At 71.9% G+C, this 15,277-nt stretch carries 16 protein-coding genes; 5 read left to right on the plus strand and 11 right to left on the minus strand.

All coding sequences use genetic code 11. The annotated features are described in order from the left end of the window. Positions 1-8 precede the first annotated feature (8 nt). The 3 genes from BN6_RS33550 to thyX all read right to left on the minus strand — a co-directional run bounded on the left by BN6_RS33550 (position 9) and on the right by thyX (position 2,698). Entirely contained in the window at positions 9-1,454 is a 1,446-nt protein-coding gene (locus BN6_RS33550; RefSeq protein WP_015104302.1) for a serine/threonine-protein kinase, read from the minus strand. A gap of 98 nt (positions 1,455-1,552) precedes the next feature. After that, entirely contained in the window at positions 1,553-1,942 is a 390-nt protein-coding gene (locus tag BN6_RS33555; protein WP_015104303.1) for an ACT domain-containing protein, read from the minus strand. Between the two features lie 3 nt (positions 1,943-1,945). After that, positions 1,946-2,698, minus strand: coding sequence for an FAD-dependent thymidylate synthase (gene thyX, locus BN6_RS33560; RefSeq protein ID WP_015104304.1), 753 nt, complete (start codon positions 2,696-2,698; stop codon positions 1,946-1,948). A 129-nt stretch (positions 2,699-2,827) separates the two neighbouring features. On the opposite strand from thyX, the gene BN6_RS33565 reads away from it, so the two are divergent. The 3 genes from BN6_RS33565 to BN6_RS33575 are packed head-to-tail and all read left to right on the plus strand — an operon-like array spanning position 2,828 to position 4,796. After that, the gene (locus BN6_RS33565; protein ID WP_041315007.1) at positions 2,828-3,331 is read left to right on the plus strand and encodes an O-acetyl-ADP-ribose deacetylase; all 504 of its coding nucleotides are present in this window, start codon (positions 2,828-2,830) and stop codon (positions 3,329-3,331) included. 38 nt (positions 3,332-3,369) lie between these two features. Then, positions 3,370-3,891: a toxin-antitoxin system HicB family antitoxin gene (locus tag BN6_RS33570; protein ID WP_015104306.1), complete on the plus strand. Its 522-nt coding sequence runs from the start codon at positions 3,370-3,372 to the stop codon at positions 3,889-3,891. Positions 3,892-3,905: 14 nt separating this feature from the next. Next, on the plus strand, positions 3,906-4,796 hold the full coding sequence (locus tag BN6_RS33575) for a DUF4097 family beta strand repeat-containing protein (protein WP_148303126.1): 891 nt from the start codon (positions 3,906-3,908) through the stop codon (positions 4,794-4,796). 1 nt (position 4,797) lies between these two features. On the opposite strand, the gene BN6_RS42675 is transcribed toward BN6_RS33575, so the two are convergent. The 3 genes from BN6_RS42675 to BN6_RS33590 are packed head-to-tail and all read right to left on the minus strand — an operon-like array spanning position 4,798 to position 8,448. Continuing rightward, entirely contained in the window at positions 4,798-6,351 is a 1,554-nt protein-coding gene (locus tag BN6_RS42675) for a hypothetical protein (RefSeq protein WP_015104308.1), read from the minus strand. Positions 6,352-6,361: 10 nt separating this feature from the next. Further along, the gene (locus tag BN6_RS33585; RefSeq protein WP_015104309.1) at positions 6,362-7,570 is read right to left on the minus strand and encodes a winged helix-turn-helix domain-containing protein; all 1,209 of its coding nucleotides are present in this window, start codon (positions 7,568-7,570) and stop codon (positions 6,362-6,364) included. After that, positions 7,567-8,448, minus strand: coding sequence for an EamA family transporter (locus tag BN6_RS33590; RefSeq protein WP_015104310.1), 882 nt, complete (start codon positions 8,446-8,448; stop codon positions 7,567-7,569). Before BN6_RS33590 ends, BN6_RS33585 begins: the two co-directional genes overlap by 4 nt. A gap of 64 nt (positions 8,449-8,512) precedes the next feature. Between BN6_RS33590 and BN6_RS33595 the strand changes: the two genes are divergently transcribed. Together BN6_RS33595 and BN6_RS33600 are read left to right on the plus strand one after the other, a co-directional pair. Further along, on the plus strand, positions 8,513-9,058 hold the full coding sequence (locus BN6_RS33595) for a GNAT family N-acetyltransferase (RefSeq protein ID WP_015104311.1): 546 nt from the start codon (positions 8,513-8,515) through the stop codon (positions 9,056-9,058). A gap of 30 nt (positions 9,059-9,088) precedes the next feature. After that, positions 9,089-9,589: a YqaA family protein gene (locus BN6_RS33600; RefSeq protein WP_231905466.1), complete on the plus strand. Its 501-nt coding sequence runs from the start codon at positions 9,089-9,091 to the stop codon at positions 9,587-9,589. 46 nt (positions 9,590-9,635) lie between these two features. Here BN6_RS33600 and BN6_RS33605 read toward each other — a convergent pair whose 3' ends face one another. The 5 genes from BN6_RS33605 to BN6_RS33625 form a co-directional block, all read right to left on the minus strand. Then, positions 9,636-9,953, minus strand: a complete 318-nt coding sequence (locus BN6_RS33605; RefSeq protein WP_015104313.1) for a PRC-barrel domain-containing protein — start codon at positions 9,951-9,953, stop codon at positions 9,636-9,638. 264 nt (positions 9,954-10,217) lie between these two features. Beyond that, complete coding sequence (locus tag BN6_RS33610; protein WP_015104314.1) at positions 10,218-10,673, minus strand: hypothetical protein; 456 nt, start codon at positions 10,671-10,673, stop codon at positions 10,218-10,220. Beyond that, positions 10,670-11,410, minus strand: a complete 741-nt coding sequence (gene dapB / locus BN6_RS33615) for a 4-hydroxy-tetrahydrodipicolinate reductase (RefSeq protein ID WP_041318979.1) — start codon at positions 11,408-11,410, stop codon at positions 10,670-10,672. Before dapB ends, BN6_RS33610 begins: the two co-directional genes overlap by 4 nt. 89 nt (positions 11,411-11,499) lie before the next feature. Beyond that, complete coding sequence (locus BN6_RS33620; protein WP_051075833.1) at positions 11,500-12,804, minus strand: M16 family metallopeptidase; 1,305 nt, start codon at positions 12,802-12,804, stop codon at positions 11,500-11,502. Positions 12,805-12,902: 98 nt separating this feature from the next. Then, on the minus strand, positions 12,903-15,176 hold the full coding sequence (locus BN6_RS33625; protein WP_015104317.1) for a polyribonucleotide nucleotidyltransferase: 2,274 nt from the start codon (positions 15,174-15,176) through the stop codon (positions 12,903-12,905). Between the last annotated feature and the right edge of the window lie 101 nt (positions 15,177-15,277).

Consider the following 15,277-nt stretch of genomic DNA (forward strand, 5'->3'; position numbering starts at 1 on the left):
GCCCCAGGTTACTTCTCCGCGTAGACCTGCTCGCTGAGCAGCGCGCGGTCCTTGCTCCACAGCACGCACGTGATCTCGCGGGTGCCCTTGTTCGCGGAGTAGGACTCCTTCCACTCCGCGGCGGTGGGCACCACGGCGGCGTACTTGAGCTTGGCGTCCTTGTCCTGCGCCGGGATCCGCGCCGACGCGAACACCAGCGTGCAGTAGTTCTCGGCGAAGTCCTTGAGGTACTCGTCACCCGGGTAGGGGACCGACGCCAGCGACCCGAACGCGTCCGCCTGCGCGTACACCTCGATGTTGTGCTCGCCGTCGCAGTCCGCGCTGCCGACCCGCACCGAGTCGGCCAGGAAGTTGTCGCCGCACTGGTTCGCGCTGAGCTTGAACTCGGGTAGCTGGCCGCCGCCGCCGAAGGTGACGGTCTGGCCCATCGCGGCGGGCGGGGTGTCGCTGAACAGCCACCGGTCGACCAGGATGCCACCGAGGAAGAACGCCACCGCCGCGACCGCGACCCCGACCGTGATCAGGTTGCGCACCCACGGCTTGCGCGGCGGCTGCTGCGGCGGTTGCTGCTGGTACTGCATGGTCTGACCGGGCCCGGTGAAGCCCTGCGGCGGGGTCGGCTGGGCGATCGCGCGCTCCAGCATGGCGCGCGCCTGCGGGCCGGACAGCCGGGCGTTCGGGTCGGGCATCATCAGACCGGTGATGACCGCGCCCAGCACGCCGTGCGCCCTGGTCAGGCGGGGCATCTCGTTCATGATGGCGTGCAGCGTGGACGCCGTGGTGGACCGCTCGTAGGGGTTCGCGCCCTCGACGGCGTAGCAGAGCGTCGCGCCCAGCGCCCACAGGTCCGAGGCGGGCGACGCCTCGTGGCCGTGGATGCGCTCGGGGGACATGTAGGCGGGCGAGCCGATCAGGCTGCCGCTGGTGGTCAGCCTCGGGTCGTCCATCGCCTGGGCGATGCCGAAGTCGGTCAGCTTCACCCGGCCGTTGGGCTGGACCATCAGGTTGCCGGGCTTGACGTCCCGGTGCACGATCCCGGCCTGGTGGGCGGTGTCCAGCGCGGACAGCGCCTGCATCGCGATCGGGATCACCCGGTCCTGCGGCAGCGGGCCGCCCTGGGCGATGATCGTGGACAGCGTGGCCGCCTCGACCAGCTCCATCACGATGTAGGTCATGCCGTGCTCGGCGACCACGTCGAACACGGTGACCACACCGGGGTCGTTCAGCCGGCCCGCGGTGCGCGCCTCGCGCAGCACCCGCTCCTCCAGCACCCGGCGCTCCTCCAGCGCGATGCCGTCGGGCAGGTGCAGCTCCTTGATGGCGACCTGACGCCCGATCACGTTGTCCTGGGCGCGCCACACGACACCCATCCCGCCTCGGCCGAGCTCGCCGAGCAACGTGTACCTGCCCGCGATCACCCTCGGCTGGGCGTTCACGCCTTGTGGACCAGTCACCGTTCGTACTCCCTCAACCCTGGACGGGCGAACGCTACTTCAGACCACTCAGGACCCCGTCCGGTTTCACGGATTCGTGATCGGGTTGGTTCGACTCGTCACGTGGGCAGGTGCACTTCGTGACCGGACGACCGCAGCGCGGTGACCGCGCGGGCCAGGTCGGAGTTCTTCACGAGCAGGTGGTCGGTGTCGTATGTGGACAGCGCGAACAGGCTCACGCCCGCTGCCGCGAGTTCGCCGGACAGGGCCGCCATGATGCCCGTGAGCGTGAACTCCAGCGGGCCGCGCACGGTGAGCAGCCGCCAGCCGGCCTGCACGCGGTCGGCCGGCGGGGCGTGCTCGCTCGGGCAGACGATCGACAGCTCGTCGGGCGTCCGGGTGACCGAGACCAGGGCGTGGTCCAGCAGGCCGGCCGGGACCGGCGCGTCGGCGGCGAGCCGGGCGACGGTGTACTCCCCCGGGCGGACGTCGACGATCAGCCGCTTCACGCGCTAGCCCTCGGTGACGAGCGGGCTGGACGCGACCTCGGTGCCGTCGGGCAGCGTGGAGATGGTGAAGTCGGCGAAGGCGTTGGCCGAGGCCTTCTGGAGCTGGCGCAGGCACTCGATGGCCAGGGCGCGGATCTCCACGTCGGCGGCCTCGGTGGCGCGCATCGCGACGAAGTGCCGCCACGCGCGGTAGTTGCCGGTCACCACGATCCGGGTCTCGGTGGCGTTGGGCAGGATCGCGCGGGCCGCCTGGCGGGCCTGCTTGCGGCGCAGGGTGGCGCTCGGGACGTCGGAGAACTTCTCCTCCAGGCCCTTGAGCAGCTCGTTGTAGGCCTCGACGCTGGCCTGCGCGGCCTTGAGGAACATCTCGTGCAGCGCGGGGTCGTCGGCGATGACGTCCGGCTCGACCATGGCGGCGTTGCGCTCGGGCACGTAGCGCTGGGAGAGCTGCGAGTACGAGAAGTGCCGGTGGCGGATCAGCTCGTGGGTCAGCGAGCGGGAGATGCCGGTCAGGTAGAAGCTGACCGAGCCGTGCTCCAGCACCGACAGGTGGCCGACCTCGATGATGTGCTTGAGGTAGCCGGCGTTGGTGGCCGTCGCGGGGTTGGGCTTGGTCCACGACTGGTAGCAGGCGCGGCCCGCGAACTCGGCGAGCGCCTCGCCGCCGTCCGCGTCGGTCGACCACGGGACGTCGTCCGGGGGGAAGAACTCCGTCTTCGCGATCAACTGCACCTTCGGCGACACCGTCTCAGCCATGGCGAAACCCTAACCGATCGGCTGTTCGGCCCTACCGCGCCACGGGGGTGAGCGCGGTGCGTGCACGGTCGGTTCCGCAGCGCTTTATGCCGTCGTGCGCAGCACGTCCAGAGTCGCAGAATCGGGCGTATGACGCAGATCGAACTGGTTCTCGGCGACATCACCGCGCAGGAGGTCGACGTGGTGGTCAACGCTGCCAACTCGTCGTTGTTAGGAGGCGGCGGGGTCGACGGGGCGATCCACCGCAAGGGCGGCCCGGAGATCCTCGCCGCGTGCCGTGCGTTGCGCGCCGGCCACTACGGACGCGGGCTGGGCGTCGGACAGGCGGTGGCGACGACCGCCGGACGGCTGCCGGCGCGGTGGGTCGTGCACACGGTCGGTCCGGTGTGGTCGGCGGAGCAGGACCGCTCGGAGCTGCTCGCCGACTGCCACCGCAACGCGCTGCGCGTCGCCGAGGGGCTGGGGGCGCGGACGGTCGCCTTCCCGGCGATCTCGACGGGCGTCTACCGGTGGCCGGTGGCGTCGGCGGCGGCGATCGCGGTGGCGAGCGTGGCCGGGTTCGCCGGAGTGGTGCGGTTCGTGCTGTTCGACCAGGCCGCGTTCGACGCCTATGCGGAGGTGGCATCACGCTGATGGTTGCGTGATGTCAGGTATGACGCCATAGTGGTGTCATGGATCTGTCGCCGTACATCGCCCAGTTGCGCGAGGACCTCGCGACAGCCGCGTCCGCCGGGGACGAGGACACCCGGCGCACCGCGGCTGTGCTGTCCGCCGCGCTCGAACCCGCCGCCCGGCTGGCCCTCATGAACGCCCTGTCCGACCTGGCCGCGGAGGTGACCGCGGCGCTCGACGGCCCGGTGGTCGACGTCAGGTTGGACGGCCGGGACGTCCAGGTGGTCGTCACCGGCGCGTCGACCCCTCGGGAAGACCACGAACCGCAGCCGCAGGAAGTTCCCCGGGCCACCGCCGGGAGTGAGGCCACGCGCATCACCCTGCGGCTGCTGGACGAGCTCAAGTCGAAGGCCGAGCAGGCCGCAGCGTCCCAGGGCCTGTCGTTGAACACGTTCGTCGCCCAGGCCGTGCAGGGCGCGGTGGGCGGGCGTCGGGGCCACCACAAGGGGCCTTGGCCGGAGTCCGCCCCGAAGCCGCCCAAGGACGGCGGCTCCCGGGTGAACGGCTGGGTCCAGGGCTGATGGAGGGGGATGTCGTGGAGTCGGAGTCGGATGTCGTGCGGCAGCAGAGCTTCGAGGTGGAGGGCGTGGTCGAGATCGACGTCGCCCTCATCTCCGGGCGGGTGCGGGTGCACCTGGTCGACGAGCCGGGCGTGCACGTCGAGGTCAGGCACGAGGCGTCGCTCGGCGAGAGCTGGACGGCCGGCCTGAACAACCTGCTGAGCTGGGTGAACGACCAGTTCGGGGCGAACAAGGGGCAGGACGCCGGACCGGCCGAGGCGGTCCGCGGGGCACGGCTGGACCTGGTCGGGCAGCGGCTCCGGGTGCAGTCGTCGGACTCGCTGAACCTGCGCGCGGTGCCGCTGGGCGTGGTCGTGCGCGCGCCGATCGGCTCGCACGTGACCACCAAGACCGGCGCGGCCGACGTCACGGTCACCGGCGCGGCGGGCAAGCTGGACATCAAGACCGGGACCGGTGACATCACCGCGGACCGCGCGGACTCGTCGTCGCAGGTCAACACGGCGTCCGGGAAGGTCCGGCTGGGCCCGATGCTCGGCGGGCTGCGGGCCAAGACCGGGCGCGGCGACATCGAGGTGTCGTCGGTCGGCGGGAACACGGTGCTGTTCACCGGCACGGGTGACGTCTGGCTGGGGGCGGTGCAGAGCGACGTCCAGGTCCGCACCGGGTCGGGCGACGTCACGGTCGCCGACGCCGCCGCCGGCCGGATCCAGCTGGGCACCGGGTCGGGTGACGTGCGGGTCGGCGTGCGGCCCGGGGTGACCGCGAAGGTCGACCTGGTGTCGACCTCCGGGACCGCGCGCAGCGACCTGGAGGTGTCCGGCACACCGCCGGAGTCCGAGGCGGCCTTGGTCGTGACAGGGCGGACGGGCAGCGGCGACGCGCTCGTCACCACCTCGACCAGCTGAGCTACCGCGGCGCGCGCGTCTCCTCCGAGGGCGCGCGCCGCGGGCCTGTCCGCCCGAACGCCGCGCGCATCTGTTCCAGCCTGGCCTGCTCGACCCCACCGAGGCCCACGCCGACCTCGACCAGCCCCAGGATCAACGACGTGCCCAGCCGCACCGACGGCGACCGGTCCGGATCGCCCTCGTGGCCGCGCACGGCCACCACGAACAGCAGCAGGACACCGAGGGTGACCCCGTCGAGCACGACGGACTTGATCTGCTGGAAGACCACGGGGTCGAGTCGACCGCCGTGCTCGGCGGACGGCTGCCCCAGCGCCGTCGCGCCGTCGGCCAAGGCCCGCGAGACCCGGCCCATCACCGACTCCGCCATCAACCGGTCCAAGGCGTCGCCGATGGCCGCCAGAGCGTCCTCCACGCGCTGATCCCCATCGCCGCGGTGATCCATGAGCGTCACGAGGTGCGGCACCGATTGCCGGGCCACCCGCCACCCCGCCACCCCGTCGCCGTCGGCCACCAGGGCGTCGCGGAGCCGGGCGAGCACGGCCAGCAGGTCGTCGTGGCCCGCTTCGTGGCGCAGGTGCGCCTGCAGGAGGCGGTGCACCGAGAGCCGGTCGCCGTCGCGCTGGACCAGGCCGTGCCGCACCAGGGGTGCGACGAGCCGGGCGGACTCGATCGGTTCGGCCGAGCCGGTGACCAGGTCGATCGGGATCGCCTCGGGTGCCAGGAACGCGGTTCCCCGAAGCACGGCCAGGGACCGCGGTGCGCGGTCGGCGAGGTGCCGCAGCGACAGGCTCCACACCGTGCCGATGGTGTGCGGGTAGCCGACGACCTCCCCCTCCACGAACATCATGCGCTCGTGCGTGCGGATCAGGGTGAAGTAGTCCGCGAGCGGCAGGCCGCTCTCCTCCAGGTAGGCGGCGGCCTGCGCCAGCCCCAGCGGCAGGTCGCCGAGCAGTTCCGCCAGGTCGTCCGCCTCCTCCTCGGACATCGCGGACACCCTGGCCCGCAGGAGCGCCACCGAGTCGGCCCGGGGCAGGACGTCGAGCCGCACCACCGCGCCGAGGCCGCCGAACCCGGTGTTGCGGGTGGTGATCAGGACGTGCCCACCCGAGGGCAGCAACGGGTGCAGGTCCCGCGGGCTCTCGGCGTTGTCGAAGATCAGCAGCCAGTCCGACCGGGCGCTCAACGCCGTGCGGAAGTCGGTGCCGCCCAGGGCGGCCTCCAGCCGGGCCAGGTGCTCGGGGACCAGTTCCGGGCGCTCGGCCGGGATCCACCACACGCACCGGTAGTCGGCCGCGTGCCGGTGGGCGTACTCGATCGCCGTCTGGGACTTGCCCACGCCGCCCAGGCCGTGCAGCGACTGGACCGCCACGACACCGCCGGTGAGCGCGCCGCGGATCGCGGTCAACGTCTCCTCGCGGCCAGTGAAGTGCGGGTTGCGCGGGGGCAGGTTCCAGACCCGCGACGTGCCGGCCGGCACGTGGTGGACGATGACGTCCCGGCCGGCCTGGAAGACCTGACCGCCGGCGGCCGCCTCGGCCCGCTGCCTCTCGCTCACCCGCGGCAGGTTACTGGCGCACCACCGCCTTCAACGCCGGCGCGAGGTCGCCGCGCGGGGTCACCTGGACCTTCTCCAGCTCCAGCCAGTCGGCCATGTGCCGCAGTTCGGCCGCCAGCTCGACCGCCACCCGGCCGTGGTCGGTGGCCACCTCGGAGTGGGCGGACTGGACCCGCAGGACGCCGGCCGCGCGGTCCGCCTTGAGGTCGACGCGGCCGACCAGCCGGCCGTCGAGCAGGAACGGGAAGACGTAGTAGCCGTGGACGCGTTTGGCCTGCGGCACGTAGATCTCGATGCGGTAGTGGAAGTCGAAGATGCGCTCGGTGCGGGCCCGTTCCCAGATCAGCGGGTCGAACGGGCACAGCAGCGCACGGCCGGCGACGGTGCGGGGCACGCGCGCCTCGACGTGGCGGTAGGCGGGGGCGGGCCAGCCCCGCACCGCCACCGGTTCCAGCACGCCCTCCTCCACCAGCTCGCGGACGGCCTGCCGACTGCGCGCCGGGGCCAGCCGGTAGTAGTCGCGCAGGTCCGGCTCGGTGGCCACGCCCAGGGCCGTCGCGGCTCGGGTCACCAGCTCGCGCGCGCCCTCCTCGGCGGTGACCCGGCGGGCCAGGACCTCGGGCGGCAGGACCCGCTCGGTCAGGTCGTACAGCCGCTCGAAGCCCCGGCGGGTGCCGGTGGTCAGCGCTCCCACGCCGAACAGGTACTCGCAGATCTGCTTGACCTCGGACCAGTTCCAGCCCCAGTGGTCCTTGGTCCGGGGCGCGCCGCCGGCCAGCGCCTTCTCGATCGCGCCCGCGCCCAGCGGGCCCAGCTCCTTCACCACGGCCAGGATGTCCTCCACCAGCTGCGGCTCGCGCTCCGCCGTGGCCGTGTGGTGGTGCCACCAGCCGAGCTTCTTGGCACCGGAGTGGAACAGCGGCCAGTCCTCGACCGGCACCAGGCTGGCCTCGTGCGCCCAGTACTCGACCAGCAGCCGGGGCTTGCGGGCGCTGTGCGACCACGCGGCCTCGTCCACGAGCGACGGCGCGTACGCGCCCAGCCTGCTGAACACGGGCATGTAGTGCGCGCGCACGGCGACGTTGACCGAGTCGAGCTGGAGCAGCCGGACGCGCGAGAGCACCCGCTGGAGGTGCCGCCTGGTCGGCGGCGAGGCGGGCCTGGGATCGGCGAAGCCCTGCGCGGCCAGCGCGATCCGGCGGGCGACGTCTGCGCTCATCGTCTGCACGGCTCGGATACTCCCACCTCGGTACGACATTTCCGCTCGGCCCGGACTACGAGCACCACCGCGACGACCACCAGCAGGCCGCCGGCCAACTGCCACGGGCCGAACTGCTCGTCCGCCAGCCACACACCGAGCAGCACGGCGATCACGGGGTTCACGTAGGCGTAGGTCGCGACCGTGGACACGGGCAACTGGCCCAGCACGTACACGTACGAGCTGAACGCCAACAACGACCCGAACACCACGAGGTAGCCCCACGCGAGCCACGACGTCGTGGACACCTCGGACAGCGTGACGCTCTCCCCCGCGACAACGCCGACCAACGACAGCAGCGCGCCGCCGACGATCATCTCCACCGCGGACATCGCGAACGGGTCCGCAGTAGGCAGCCTGCCGTTCAGGTACGACCCGAGCGCCCAGCCGAACGCGGCCAGCAGCACCGCCCACGGCCCCCACCACGACGAGCCGCCCACGTCGTGCAGCAGCAGCACCGCCAACCCGACCAACCCGACGGCCACCCCCACGTACGTGACGCGCGGCGGCCGTTCGCCACCGAGCCGCCGGAGGAGGACCACGTAGATCGGCACCGACGCCACCAGGAGCGCGGCCAGCCCCGAAGCCACCGATTGCTCCGCCACGACCACCAGCCCGTTGCCCCAGGCGGGCAGCAACAGCCCCAGCAGCGCGGCCGTGCGGAACTGCGGCCACGTCATGCGCAGCCGCCGCCCCACGATCAGCGCGAGGACCAGCCCGGCGGCCAGGAACCGCGTCCCGGCGGACAGCAACGGCGGCATGGTCTCGATCGCGAACTTGATGCCCACGTACGTCGAGCCCCACACCACGTACACGACGCCCAACGCAGCCCAACGCATGTCCGCACGCTTTCACGTGACACCCGCCCGGATCACGTGGATTTCGGCCACTAGGGTGCCTCGCATGGCCGACGCCGCGGTGCGGACCGCGAAGCCCGAAGACGTGCCGGAGATCGCCCGGATCCACCGCGACACGTGGCGCACCGCGTACCGGGAGCTGCTCCCGGACGAAGTCCTGGACGGCCTGTCCGACACCACCGAGGCGTGGGCCGAGGCGGTGGCGCACGCGCGGGTGTTCGTGGCGACCGAGGGCCAGTGGCTGGTGGGCTTCTGCGTGGCCGGGACCGCGCCGGACACCGAGGTGGCCCGCGCGGACGGCGCGCTGCCCGACGACGCGGCCACCACCGCGCTGGTCAGCGTCCTGGTGGAGCCCCGGTGGGGTCGGCGCGGCCACGGCGCGCGGCTGCTGGCCACGGCCGGTCAGGCGTTGCTGGAGGGCGGGTGCACGCGCGGGATCGCGTGGATCCCGGAGGCGGACAAGTCCTCCGGCGGCTTCTACGCGAAAGCCGGCTGGGAGGCCGACGGCACCGTGCGCACCCTGGACGCGGGTGGTCGGCCGGTGCGCGAGATCAGGGTTTCCGGGGGGCTGACCCCACCGCTCACGGCCTGAGCGGTTGCTAGCCTCGAACAGGTGTGGGCACTGCTGGGGTGGATCGGCCTGACGTTCGGTGTGGCGTTCGGGTCCGCGATCATCCCCCTGATCAGCATCGAGGTCTTCGTCATCGGCCTCGTCACGCAGCAACCCCACATCTCCTGGTGGTGGATCGGGCTCGCGGTCGCGGTGGGCCAGGTGCTGGGCAAGATGTTCTACTTCCTGGCCGCGCGCGGCGACTGGCACCTGCCGGCGTGGTTCAAGCGCAAGGAGAGGCCGGCCAAGCCGCTGACGCCGTTCCGGGCGAAGTGGAAGGCCAGGCTGGAGTGGGTGCGGGAGCGCTGCCACCGGCACCCGCACTGGATGTTCGGCACGCACGCGGTGAGTTCCGTGGTCGGGCTGCCGCCGTTCATGTTCACCACGGTCCTGGCGGGGCTCGCGGGCATGTCGTCGTGGCTGTTCATCACGACCGGGATGGTGGGGCGGTTCGCCCGGTTCAGCGTCCTCGCCGCGTCACCGGGCATCATGGCGGGCTGGTTGCCGCACTAGCCCCGCACTGGCCCACCAGTGCCGCCGGCCTGACGTCGTATGTCGGTCAGCGGCGCTCGTGGCGCACGAGGCGCTGTCGCGGCACGGTGAGGCCGTAGTGGTCGTGCAGCTCGACGTGCTCCACCTCGGACAGCTCGGCACCGATCCGGGGTGCTTCCTCGATCTCGCTCTTGTCCACCGGCACCACCAGCCGGCGGTCGCGCACCTGGGCCCCGCGGATGGGTACCAGGGTGGTGGCGTTGTCGGTGCGGACGCCCGCCCACAGCGGGCGTCCCCCGTCCAGCCACAGCTCTTCGACCGGCCCCACGCGCTCGCCGTGCCGGTCCAGCAGGTCGCAGTCGTACAGCAGATCTGTTCGGTCCATGCTCACGGCTACCCGAGCCGCGGAGCGGTCGCACCCAGGTGCACCCGGTCGAGTGACCGGATTCGCCCGACCGAGGGCGAGTCGCACGGTCGGTCTAGGTGAGGGCGAGCGCCGCCCCGAACGCGGTGACGAGGACCAGGCAGGCGATGGTGATCCGCAGGTTCTGGTAGGTGTTGCTCACCCCACCACGTTATCCAGCGATCACCGGACAAACCAAGGTGAATTGGCGTTAAAACCGGATGAATTGAGTCTCACCCGAATGCTTCACGCCTGATTCTTCGACACCTGGAAAAGGTCGATGGCCTGGCGCATGGTTTCCCGGGCCCGGCCCCGGTCACCCGCCAGGTCGTAGGCCTGGGCCAGCGCGAACCACCGCCGCCAGTCCTCCGGCTCGGCCTCCACGTCGGCCCGGCGCTGCTCGAACCAGGCGTCCGCCGCCTCCCGGTCCACCCGCCCGGACGGCCGGCGCGGCAGGCCCGACACGTCCGGCAGCGCGCCCTCGTCGGCCAGCCGGCGGGCCATCTCCTCGGTGGTGAACCCGAACCGCAGGTTCGTCCACGCGATCCACGCCCCGATCAGCGGCAGCACGAGCACGGCCGCGCCGAGCCCGATGCCGACCGCTTCCCCGGTGCCGATCAACACCACCGCGCGCCCGCCGAGCAGCACGAAGTACACCGCGAGCGCGGCGGTGATGATGAACGCGGTCGTGCGCGCCTTCACAGGTCCATGTACTTGTCGAGCCCCACGGACAGGCCGGGGTGGGTGAACACCGAGCGCACCGCCAGCAGCACCCCCGGCATGAACGACGTGCGGTCCAGCGAGTCGTGCCGCAGGGTCAGCGTCTCGCCCTCGGTGCCGAACACGACCTCCTGGTGGGCGATCATCCCGGCGATCCGCAGCGAGTGCACCCGCACGTCGCCGACCAGCGCGCCGCGCGCGCCCGGAGCCTCCTGGGTGGTGGCGTCGGGCATCGGGCCCACGCCGGCCGCCTCGCGCGCCTGCGTGATCAGCCGGGCGGTGTGCGCGGCGGTGCCGGACGGGGCGTCCACCTTGCGCGGGTGGTGCAGCTCGATGACCTCGGCGGAGTCGTAGTAGCGCGCCGCGAGCTCGGCGAACCTCATCGACAGCACCGCGCCGATGGCGAAGTTCGGCGCGATCAGCACGCCCACCTCCGGCTCGGGCTCCAGCCACTCGGCGACGGTGGACAGCCGCCGCGCGTCGAACCCGGACGTGCCGACCACCGCGTGGATGCCGTTGTCCACGCAGAACCGCAGGTTGTCCATCACGACGTCGGGGCTGGTGAAGTCGACCACGACCTCCGCGCCCGCGTCGGCCAGGCCGGCCAGCAGGTCGCCCGCGTCGACCGTCGCCACGACCTCGGCGTCGTCCGCGGCCTCGACGGCGCGCACGACCTCAGCGCCCATGCGGCCCCGCGCGCCCAGGACGCCGACCCGGATCGGATCGGACGAGGACCGGCGGGGCGGGTCGAGGGGGAAGTCCGAAGACCTGCTTGCAGGGTCGAGCGGAAGCTCCGACGGTGGGTTGCTCAAGAGATCACCTCGTGCACCTGGGGCGGCAAATCATCGGCGTGAGCGTAAGGGCCGACCACGGAGGCGGCGACGGGGCGTCGCAGCAGCTCGCGGGCCAGCGCGGCGACGTCCTCGGCGGTCACCTCGTCGATCCGCGCCAGCGTCTGCTCCACCGACAGGTAGTCGCCGTAGTTCAGCTCGCCCTTGCCGACCCGGGACATCCGGGAACTGGTGTCCTCCAGACCCAGCACCAGCCCGCCGCGCAACTGGCCCTTGCCGCGCGCGACCTCCGCGTCGGTCAGGCCCTCCGCCGCCACGACGGACAGCACGTCGCGCACCACGCCCGCGACGTCGCCCAGCCGGTCGGGCTGGCAGCCCGCGTACACCGACCACGTGCCGGTGTCCGCGTACAGGCCCACCGACGAGTACACCTGGTACGCCAGGCCCCGTCGTTCGCGGACCTCCTGGAACAGCCGGGAACTCATGCCACCGCCCAACGCCGCGTTGAGCACGTTGAGCGCGAACCGGCGCTCGTCGTGCCGGTCCACCGCCCGCACGCCCAGCATCAGGTGCGCCTGCTCGGTGTCGTCGGAGTGCAGCACCAGCTTGCGCGTGCCGGGGATTCGGGCCCGGCCCACGCGCGGCGCGACCGGCGTGCCGGTGCGCCCCAACCGCTCGCCGATCTGCTTGCGCGCCAACCGCATCACGTGGTTGTGCTCCACGTTCCCGGCCACCGCGAGCACCATCCGCGGCATCGTGTAGCGGCGCTTGTAGAAGCCGTACAGCGCGGAACGGTCCATGTCCTGGATGGACCGTTCGGTGCCCAGCACCGAGCGGCCCAGCGGGTGCTCACCGAGCATCGCGTCCAGGAACGCGTCGTGCAGCAGGTCTTCCGGGTCGTCGTCGCGCATGGCGATCTCTTCGAGCACCACGCCGCGCTCGGTCTCGAAGTCGCGCGGCTCGCACAGCGCCTCGAAGACCACGTCGCACACCAGGTCCAGCGCCAGCGGCAGGTCCTCGTCGAGGACGTGCGCGTAGTAGCAGGTGTGCTCCTTGGCGGTGAACGCGTTCAGCTCGCCGCCGACCGCGTCGATCTCCTCGGCGATCGCCGCCGCCGACCGGTTCGCGGTGCCCTTGAACAACAGGTGTTCCAGGTAGTGCGCCGCGCCCGCCACCTCGGCCCGCTCGTCCCGCGACCCGACCTGCACCCACAGGCCCACCGACGCCGAACGCACGCCGGGGATCTGCTCGGTGATCACCCGCAGGCCGGAGGGCAGCACGCTGCGGCGCACGGTCACGCCGGTCGCGCTCTGCTCCAGCACGCGGGTGCTGCCGGGTCGTTGGAGGTGCCCGAGCCTGCTGTTAAGCGGACGGCCGCGAGTGCCCGAGGCACCCGCGGCCGTCCCGTTGACGCTCGTGGTCACTGCGCCGCGGACTCGGCCGGTGCGGTGTCCTGCGCCGGAGCGGCGTCCTGGGCCGGCGCGTCCTGCGCGGGAGCGGTGTCCTGCGCGGGAGCGGCGTCCGCGTCCTCGTTCACCAGCACGAGGCTGATCTTGCCGCGCTGGTCGATGTCGGCGATCTCGACCCGGAGCTTGTCGCCGACCTTGACGACGTCCTCCACCTTGCCGATGCGCTTGCCGTTGCCCAGCTTGGAGATGTGGATCAGGCCGTCCTTGCCCGGCAGCAGCGAGACGAACGCGCCGAACGCCGCGGTCTTCACCACGGTGCCCAGGAAGCGCTCGCCCACCTTCGGCAGCTGCGGGTTGGCGATCGCGTTGATCAGGCCGATCGCGGCCTCGGCCGACGGGCCGTCCGCCGCGCCGACGTAGATCGTGCCGTCGTCCTCGATCGAGATGTCGGCACCGGTCTGCTCGGTGATCGAGTTGATCATCTTGCCCTTCGGCCCGATCACCTCGCCGATCTTGTCGGTCGGGATCTTCACCGAGGTGACGCGCGGCGCGTACGGGCTCATCTCGTCCGGGCGGTCGATGGCCTCGGCCATCACCTCCAGGATGGTCAGGCGCGCGTCGCGGGCCTGGTTGAGGGCCGCGCCGAGCACCTCCGACGGGATGCCGTCGAGCTTGGTGTCGAGCTGGAGGGCGGTGACGAACTCCTTGGTGCCGGCGACCTTGAAGTCCATGTCGCCGAACGCGTCCTCCGCGCCCAGGATGTCGGTCAGCGCCACGTACTCGGTCTTGCCGTCGACCTGGTCGGAGACCAGGCCCATCGCGATGCCCGAGACCGGCGCCTTGAGCGGCACACCGGCGTTGAGCAGCGACATCGTGGACGCGCAGACCGAGCCCATCGAGGTGGAGCCGTTGGAGCTCAGCGCCTCGGAGACCTGGCGGATCGCGTAGGGGAACTCCTCGCGCTTGGGCAGCACGGGCATCAGCGCCCGCTCGGCCAGCGCGCCGTGGCCGATCTCGCGGCGCTTGGGCGAGCCCACCCGGCCGGTCTCGCCGGTGGAGAACGGCGGGAAGTTGTAGTGGTGCAGGTAACGCTTGTGCGTCTCGGGGGACAGCGAGTCGATCTGCTGCTCCATGCGCAGCATGTTCAGCGTGGTGACACCCAGGATCTGGGTCTCGCCGCGCTCGAACAGCGCCGAGCCGTGCGCCCGCGGGATCAGCTCGACCTCGGCGGACAGCGAACGGATCTCGGTCAGGCCGCGGCCGTCGATGCGGACCTTGTCGCGCAGGATCCGCTGGCGCACCAGGTTCTTGGTCAGCGAGCGGAACGCGGCGCCGACCTCCTTCTCCCGGCCGTCGAACTGCTCGGCCAGCTTCTCCAGCACCGACGCCTTGATCTCGTCGATCCGGGACTCGCGCTCCTGCTTGCCGCCGATGGTCAGCGCCTGCGCCAGGTCGGCCGAACCGGCCTGCTCGACGGCCTCGAACGCGTCGGCCTGGTACGCCGGGTAGGTCGGGAACTCGCCGGTCGCCTTCGCGGCGTGCGCCGCGAGCTCGGCCTGCGCGTCGCACAGCACCTTGATGAACGGCTTGGCGGCTTCCAGACCCGCCGCCACGACCTCTTCGGTCGGGGCCTGCGCGCCCTCGGCGACCAGGTCGATCACGCGCTCGGTGGCCTCGGCCTCGACCATCATGATCGCGACGTCGTCACCGACCGTGCGGCCCGCGACGACCATGTCGAACACGGCCTTCTCGAGCTGCTCGTGGGTCGGGAACGCCACCCACTGGCCCTCGATCAGCGCCACCCGGACGCCGCCGATGGGGCCGGAGAACGGCAGGCCGGCCAGCTGCGTCGACGCGGACGCGGCGTTGATCGCCACGACGTCGTACAGGTCGGCCGGGTTCAGGCTCATCACCGTGATGACGACCTGGATCTCGTTGCGCAGACCGTCCACGAAGGAGGGGCGCAGCGGCCGGTCGATCAGCCGGCAGGTCAGGATCGCGTCGGTCGACGGGCGGCCCTCGCGGCGGAAGAACGAGCCGGGGATGCGGCCCGCGGCGTACATGCGCTCCTCGACGTCCACCGTGAGGGGGAAGAAGTCGAAGTGCTCCTTCGGGTGCTTCGACGCCGTCGTGGCGGACAGCAGCATGGTCTCGTCGTCCAGGTAGGCGACGACGGAGCCGGCCGCCTGACGGGCCAGCCGGCCGGTCTCGAAGCGGATGGTGCGGGTGCCGAACCGACCGTTGTCGATCACAGCTGAAGTCTCGTGGACCTCGTTGTCGGTCATGTGTGTCAGAACTCCTCGTCATGCGGGCCGCAGCGCGCACGGGCGCGGGTCGCGGGTCGGACGAGGCCGGTCTTCGATCGAAGTCCCCTGGGTTGTCGTCT

The sequence above is a fragment of the Saccharothrix espanaensis DSM 44229 genome (genome assembly GCF_000328705.1).
GTDB lineage: Bacteria > Actinomycetota > Actinomycetes > Mycobacteriales > Pseudonocardiaceae > Actinosynnema > Actinosynnema espanaense.

Excerpts from the sequence above, each read along its gene's own strand:
- thyX (WP_015104304.1), bottom strand. The coding sequence starts at position 2,698 with ATGGCTGAGACGGTGTCGCCGAAGGTGCAGTTGATCGCGAAGACGGAG.
- BN6_RS33565 (WP_041315007.1), top strand. The coding sequence starts at position 2,828 with ATGACGCAGATCGAACTGGTTCTCGGCGACATCACCGCGCAGGAGGTC.
- BN6_RS33570 (WP_015104306.1), top strand. The coding sequence starts at position 3,370 with ATGGATCTGTCGCCGTACATCGCCCAGTTGCGCGAGGACCTCGCGACA.
- BN6_RS33585 (WP_015104309.1), bottom strand. The coding sequence starts at position 7,570 with ATGAGCGCAGACGTCGCCCGCCGGATCGCGCTGGCCGCGCAGGGCTTC.
- BN6_RS33590 (WP_015104310.1), bottom strand. The coding sequence starts at position 8,448 with ATGCGTTGGGCTGCGTTGGGCGTCGTGTACGTGGTGTGGGGCTCGACG.
- BN6_RS33595 (WP_015104311.1), top strand. The coding sequence starts at position 8,513 with ATGGCCGACGCCGCGGTGCGGACCGCGAAGCCCGAAGACGTGCCGGAG.
- BN6_RS33605 (WP_015104313.1), bottom strand. The coding sequence starts at position 9,953 with ATGGACCGAACAGATCTGCTGTACGACTGCGACCTGCTGGACCGGCAC.
- BN6_RS33625 (WP_015104317.1), bottom strand. The coding sequence starts at position 15,176 with ATGACCGACAACGAGGTCCACGAGACTTCAGCTGTGATCGACAACGGT.